Raw genomic sequence first — 6,738 nt, 5'->3', positions numbered from 1 at the left:
TGAACGATTTATTTGCGTGTTTGGGATTAGCCCAGACCCGCAAGTTATTGACAAACTTTTCAAAGAACTCATTTTATTTACTGCCAGAGCCGCTTAGGCTTGGATATTTTTTAACGAACTATTGATTTGAAGTTTCTCAATCAGGCGCTAAACGTAAGCGGCTTGGGAAAGCACAACCAGATAGAGCTACAAAGAATACTTTCAGGCAGTTCCGCCAATCTCGATATCGATTTCGAATTGCACGACGTATCAATGGAAGGCATTTCCAGCATCAATGATTTTGAAACGCTTCTGCAGTTGCTATATCTCAACTGTACCAATCTGAGAAAGGACAAGAAAGCATTTAAGGCATACATAGATCGACGTGAGGATGTTCTTAAATCAAGCGAAGGAGACATACAGAGCGCGATAAATGACAGCATTACACCCTTCCTGTTTGACTCGCCGAGGGCTAGGTTTCAGTCCGTATTCGATGTAAATAATGCAGATTACGGAAGGATAATGACGATAAATAAGGAACAGTTGGGGAACATGGAGGGCGCCCAAATATTCATCGTAGGAAATATAGATATCGACAAGATAAGCCCACTTATCGAAAGTTATCTGGCATCCCTTCCCGTGGACAAGAATAATCCTAATACGACGGATGAGTGTGTTACCCTTCCCATGAGGGGTGGAAGACACCAGAAAATTATAGAATGGGAGACTTCTATTCCGATCGCATACGTTATGAACGTCATGCCGTTCGATATGAAGCAGACTACTAAAAACTCTATAATGCTCAATCTTACAGAAAGCATCTTGAAACAAATGTATACGGAAAAAATAAGGGAAGAGATCGGAGGGGCTTACACTGTCTTTGTTACATCAGGCAACCTGGATGAGGTCGAAGACAAAGCGGCCATAAACGTATTTTTTCCAACGGATCCGGACAAAATGCAGGAAATGAATGATATCGTATATTCGGTTATTGAAAATCTCGCTAAGTCCGGTCCTAAAAAAGAGTACTTCAACTATGCAGTCGAGCATCTTAAGAAATCATACCCTGAACGACTAAAAACCAATAGCTTTTGGTTGGATAGAATGGTAGAAAAATACTGGAAAGGAGATCGTAGTGAAGAAAGCTTTATTCAGATTCTGGACAATATCAGACCAGAAGATATCCACAATTTTGTAAAGGAAATCATTAGGCAAGATAATAGACTAAACATTATAATAAAGAATAAGAGTGAATAGCCTGAAGACTAAGTCCTATCAATGATCGGAACAACATCAATCTTGTGATAATCAGTATAACGGATCAGAGTGTGTCGAAAGAGTCCGATAAAGAGATAGATAGCTTATGACAGTATATGGTATATCGATATTCTATGGCTTTATTTGATGTAAAGTGAGCAATCCAATAATAATGGCAATGCTGAAACTTGCCAGAGTGCCTATGAGCACATATTCGGTTGTGCGTATTTCTCCCGGCTTATTCAACTCGCCAAATCTGAAAATAGATTTCGCTGCCAATAAGAAGCCTACCCCTTCGATGTTTTCACTCAGTATAAAAGTGAGAATAAGCAAGCGTTCCAAGTAGCCAATCCATTTGCCTGCATTCGGAAGAGATTTCTCTTTCAACTCATTTGGAGTCCATTTTGCAATAAACAGCCCCAATAGGATAGAGGTGGGTTGCAGGACAAGCAGGTAAGCAATGGCAATAATCCATACCTTTGGACTATTCCACTCTATGGGAAACTGCTCAATAGTAAAGCCATTAGTAAAGAAAATGAGCCAGATGATAAGGATAACAGCAATATGTACTTCTTGATCAATTAGAAAGCTTTTCGTTGTTTGTTGCATCTTATGGACTTTTATCCAGTCCATACCGAAGTGAGTAAGGAAAATTATGAGTGGAATCACCCAATTATTCCACTGTGCTACCAATGCGTAAGCCAATGCAGCGTGAATAGAACTGTGGATCAGTAGAGAGATCAACCCTTTGTATCCTCTTTGGCTTTTTCCTTGAGACAGGAAATCGGGTTGCAATGCGAAGTCAGCAAGGATGTGGGCAAAAAGTAGTCGTAAAAGGATTGGCAAATTCATTCGTTTATTTCCTTAAGAATTAGATATTGGTAGCGCTCCAAGAACTTCTTTATTAGATCTTCTTTGGCATAACTCAAAAGTTTACTTACTGTTTGAGGAGTTTTTTCGATTTGTGAAGCTATCTCCTTCTGAGGTATGTCATGTAGCAATGCAAGATAGATTGCCTCTGCTTGTGCTTGTGTCCATCCCGAAATAACATCGTCGGCAAAAGCTGTGCTAATTGACAACTCTTCATTGATAGGCACCCATCTTGTGTGCAAAACAAGTCTCCTCTTCTTCATATTATCCATCCCTTTTCCGGAAAACTGAAAAGCTTCTCCATCGGACACTACGATATCATCTGCAAGAAAATTAACCTCACCTACACCTATAGATATACGTGCATCCCAGTGTTGCTTGCTTTTCTCCGGGGTGCGACTAATTAAGCCGGCTCGAAACAAAACGGCTGCCAATAGGGTCTTTTCCGGCTGCTCTACAAGGATCTGAAAACTATCGCCTCTAAAAAATTCAATCTTTAGGTCAGATAAACTTTTCAAGTCTTCTGCTATTTCCCTCATGGCAACCAATAGTTTTTTGCGCAGCTCCAACCGAATGTGTGAGGAAGAGACAATATCCCCTGTGATTACTCCTTTTATCTTCATATTGCAATCTTTGATCATTATATCTACAAATATCTATATGGCAAAGATAACATTTAAGATACAATCAGTACAATAAGGCTGATTTTCTTAAATCATAATATATATGCTGATATCTTAGAATCAACTGAATAAGGGAGATTGTTATGTGGAAATTCTTTAGTCGTGCATATCCTTTTTTGTTTTGTGGATAGATTGCCTTTGATTGACTGTCTCTAAAAACCTTTTCTTTGTACCGAAAGCGAACATGACAATTCTGAGAGTCTTCTATGGGCGAAAACATCATCCGTTAGAACGGGATTAATATATTTTATCGTTAGAATTGATGAGTAGGTCTATTAACGATATTTGCCATATCTATAATTGCGTTTTTGCTCCCTTTCGAGCCTTTTTTGACCTTTTATTTCCAACTTGTTGTTTCTATGTTGAAAGTTATTTTATCTCTGTGGTGTCATTATTTTTGTAAATGACTCCGTGCTATATCAAATTGTTTGTATTTTCTTTTAATATCATATCTACTCTATATTTCAATTAGTTGCATTGAAATAACAGTATGAAAGCGTACTTAATTGTATTTTATTTTCTAAAAAGTATTGGGATAATGAAAAGTTTTTTATAATTTGCAGTCGCTTCGTTTAAGGAATCTCCTTAAATTGATGCAGCCAACATAACAACAACACAACATTTTAAAATCTTTTAGCCACATGAAGGTTTATCAAACAAAAGACATTAGGAACATTGCTCTTTTAGGCAGTTCCGGATCCGGGAAAACCACCTTTGCGGAGTCTATCCTCCTCGAAGGTGGTATCATAAAACGTCGAGGCTCTATTGATGCCGGTACAACAGTTAGTGATTATTTCCCGGTTGAGAAAGAATATGGTTATTCAGTTTTTTCTACCTTGATAAGTGTAGAATTTAATGATCGTAAACTCAACTTTATAGATTGTCCGGGTTCGGACGATTTCGCCGGAGCTATAATTTCTGCTCTTACAGTTGCAGATACAGCTGTAATGACAGTCAATGCTCAGTATGGTATCGAGGTGGGGATGATCAACCAGTTTCGCCTCATCGAAAAGTTAAATAAACCTTCACTTTTTGTCATTAATCAACTTGATAGTGACAAGGCAGACTATGAGCATACAATTGCTCAGCTCAAAGAACGTTATGGTTCGAAGATTGTACCGGTTCAATATCCTCTCAATCCGGGGCCGAACTTCGACACTATCATAGACGTTTTGATGATGAAGATGTATAAATATGGAAAGGAGGGAGAGGCTCCCGTTATCTCTGATATTCCTGAAGACGAAATGGATAGGGCAAAAGCTCTCCATCAAGCTCTTGTCGAGTCTGCTGCGGAAAATGACGAGGCTTTGATGGAAATGTTTTTTGACAAAGGCACCTTGACCGAAGATGAGATGAGGTCAGGTATTCGAGCAGGTTTATTGGCAAGGAGTATTATACCTGTTTTCTGTATCAGCGCTGTAAAATGCGTTGGTGTAAGTCGTGCAATGGAATTTCTTGGCAATGTGGTTCCTTCGCCGGCTAAGTTGAGTGCGGTATTGGATGAAAAGGGCAATGAAGTGGTCCCCGATCCGACTGCATTGACCAGTGTTTATTTCTTCAAGAGTTCGGTAGAGCCTCATATTGGTGAGGTATCTTATTTTAAGGTGATGTCCGGAACTCTTCAAGAGGGTACCGATTTGGATAATACGACTCGCGGATCAAAAGAACGCATTCAGCAGCTCTTTGTTTGTGCCGGTCAGACGCGTACGGCAGTTCCCCAAATGGTGGCAGGGGATCTTGGTGCAACAGTTAAGCTTAAAGACGTAAGACGTGGCAATACATTAAATGCCAAAGGAAGCAATCATACTTTCGATTTGGTAGAGTATCCGGCACCTAAATACAGACGAGCTATCAAGGCCAAGAATGAAGCAGATACAGAGAAGCTTAGTGAGTCTCTTTTGCGCATGCATGAGGAAGATCCAACTTGGGTGGTAGAGCAGAGCAAAGAGTTGAGGCAGATGATTGTGTTAGGCCAGGGAGAGTTTCATTTGAGAACCTTGAAATGGCGTATCGAACACAATGATAAGATCGAAATTGATTTTATGGAACCTCGTATTCCATATCGTGAAACAATAACCAAGCCGGCTCGTGCTGACTACAGACATAAAAAACAATCCGGTGGAGCAGGGCAGTTTGGAGAGGTTCACTTGATCGTTGAGCCCTATGAAGATGGAAAGCCAATGCCGACATCTTATAAATTTAATGGACAGGAGTTTAAGATTACGCCTCGTGATACACAAGAGATCAATTTGGATTGGGGTGGAAAGCTCATTTTTGTCAATAGTATCGTTGGTGGGGCCATTGATGCAAGGTTTATGCCGGCAATACTCAAAGGTGTTATGTCCAGAATGGAGCGAGGTCCACTTACAGGATCTTACGCAAGAGATGTTCGTGTCATTGTCTATGATGGAAAGATGCACCCGGTAGATAGCAATGAGGTTTCGTTTATGCTTGCAGGACGCAATGCATTTAGTGAAGCTTTCAAGAATGCTGTTCCAAAAGTACTTGAGCCGGTTTATAATGTAGAAGTATCTGTCCCTGCCGATTATATGGGAGATGTCATCAGTGACTTGCAATCCCGCAGGGCCATGATTATGGGTATGGACTCCAAAAAGGGTTATGAGCTTATCAAAGCTAAGGTGCCTTTGGCTGAGATGTCTTCATACTCTACTGCACTGAGCTCTGTAACAGGAGGACGGGCAAGTTTCATAATGAGTTTCTCAGGATACGAACTTGTGCCGGGTGATGTGCAAGAAAAGCTTCTGGCTGCCTATGCTGCAGAGCAGGAAGCTGAAGATTGATAGTCGCTTTTTGAATTTGATATATAACTCTCGGTAGTTCATACTTTGAGCTCATAGCATAGTGTAGAGCTCTTTGACCTATCGTTTAATTCAAATAGCTGTTAATTCATTTCGATAATTCGTTTTCATTATACTTATTGACTGCTTGCGCTCGTGATGAGTGTAAGCAGTTCTTTTACAGTGTGTTATATTGTATGATATTGAGTTGCAAAAAACCTAAATGGGTACAGTTATGGGTACTCTTTTCTTTTTAGATTTATCCAACAACGATTTTAGATGTAAAAACTATGAGGTTATTTGTGTTACCTGATGGTATTTATATTCCTGTCAGCTATCTGATACAAACATTGTTTGTTCGTGGTCGATCGTTCTAAGTTAAACTTAGGTCGTTTTTTTTAATGGTCGGCAATATCGGCAAGCTCAAAAGCTAACCTTAACAATATTCAGATTAGATACATTCCGACTTACACAATATGTAGCTTAGCTCAAATACCTGATATTTGCCCTTTATTTTGCTCGTTGGCTTTGTTCGTTGTCTGTCATGGTAAACTGTACACCTCGTATATTATCGCTTAAATTTATGGCGTTTCTGTCGGTCGTTCATTCTTTTTAGTTCAGTCAAAAAAATAAAACCAACCCCTTAAAAACAAAAAAGCGAGCACCCGAATAATTCAAGCACTCGCAGTCAATTCAATAGTATCAGATTACCCCCAACGAACTCCGTTAATAAAATTGTTAAGATTGTTTTCTGATACCCATGTTTTATCACCGATTTTTGTTGCGATCAAATCACTTTGCTTTATGTGGTTTTGTACCTCTTTTTCGGTAATATCCAACATCTTAGCAACTTCTTTAATACTATATTTTTTGATTTCCATATTGCATTACTTTGCTTTTGGCAAAAGTGGGAGCTACCAACGCAACCCCCACCTTAAAAAGACCTAAGAATAGATAATAATAACTTCTACAAATATAACAAAAATATCACCTTGAAGCACTCATCTACATGTTTGATACTCTGAGAAGCTGTTTAAAAATTATTCAGAGAATTTATTAAGCAATATTTTGCAGAAAGCAAGTTGAACCATAGCCTCTGCAGTAGCGGCATGAAACTCATAATCAATCGTCAGTCTTCTAAAATTTTCCAA

5 protein-coding genes and 1 pseudogene are annotated in these 6,738 nt (G+C 39.2%); 3 read left to right on the top strand and 3 right to left on the bottom strand.

Translation table 11 applies throughout. From position 1 onward, the window contains the following. Both ACFO3G_RS04240 and ACFO3G_RS04235 read left to right on the top strand, forming a co-directional pair. Positions 1-97: pseudogene (locus ACFO3G_RS04240) on the top strand (transposase); the annotation flags it as partial. Between the two features lie 65 nt (positions 98-162). Continuing rightward, on the top strand, positions 163-1,236 hold the full coding sequence (locus tag ACFO3G_RS04235; RefSeq protein ID WP_380078294.1) for a M16 family metallopeptidase: 1,074 nt from the start codon (positions 163-165) through the stop codon (positions 1,234-1,236). A 132-nt stretch (positions 1,237-1,368) separates the two neighbouring features. Here ACFO3G_RS04235 and ACFO3G_RS04230 read toward each other — a convergent pair whose 3' ends face one another. Then, positions 1,369-2,088, bottom strand: a complete 720-nt coding sequence (locus ACFO3G_RS04230; protein WP_380078292.1) for a DUF3307 domain-containing protein — start codon at positions 2,086-2,088, stop codon at positions 1,369-1,371. Continuing rightward, positions 2,085-2,729, bottom strand: a complete 645-nt coding sequence (locus tag ACFO3G_RS04225) for a sigma-70 RNA polymerase sigma factor region 4 domain-containing protein (protein WP_380078290.1) — start codon at positions 2,727-2,729, stop codon at positions 2,085-2,087. Before ACFO3G_RS04225 ends, ACFO3G_RS04230 begins: the two co-directional genes overlap by 4 nt. 701 nt (positions 2,730-3,430) lie before the next feature. Here ACFO3G_RS04225 and ACFO3G_RS04220 point away from each other — a divergent pair. Beyond that, on the top strand, positions 3,431-5,590 hold the full coding sequence (locus tag ACFO3G_RS04220) for an elongation factor G (RefSeq protein ID WP_380078288.1): 2,160 nt from the start codon (positions 3,431-3,433) through the stop codon (positions 5,588-5,590). 704 nt (positions 5,591-6,294) lie between these two features. On the opposite strand, the gene ACFO3G_RS04215 is transcribed toward ACFO3G_RS04220, so the two are convergent. After that, a complete protein-coding gene (locus ACFO3G_RS04215) occupies positions 6,295-6,468 on the bottom strand; it encodes a helix-turn-helix domain-containing protein (protein ID WP_380078286.1) in 174 nt (57 codons plus the stop codon). Between the last annotated feature and the right edge of the window lie 270 nt (positions 6,469-6,738).

The sequence above is a fragment of the Falsiporphyromonas endometrii genome (assembly GCF_042654485.1).
GTDB classification, from domain to species: domain Bacteria; phylum Bacteroidota; class Bacteroidia; order Bacteroidales; family Porphyromonadaceae; genus Porphyromonas; species Porphyromonas endometrii.
The sequence above is the reverse complement of the archived record's forward strand: the minus strand, read 5'-3'. Positions and strand labels throughout refer to the sequence as shown.

What these genes read in the sequence shown, in the direction of transcription:
- ACFO3G_RS04215 (WP_380078286.1), bottom strand. Translation starts at nt 6,468, where the DNA reads ATGGAAATCAAAAAATATAGTATTAAAGAAGTTGCTAAGATGTTGGAT.
- ACFO3G_RS04220 (WP_380078288.1), top strand. Translation starts at nt 3,431, where the DNA reads ATGAAGGTTTATCAAACAAAAGACATTAGGAACATTGCTCTTTTAGGC.
- ACFO3G_RS04225 (WP_380078290.1), bottom strand. Translation starts at nt 2,729, where the DNA reads ATGAAGATAAAAGGAGTAATCACAGGGGATATTGTCTCTTCCTCACAC.
- ACFO3G_RS04230 (WP_380078292.1), bottom strand. Translation starts at nt 2,088, where the DNA reads ATGAATTTGCCAATCCTTTTACGACTACTTTTTGCCCACATCCTTGCT.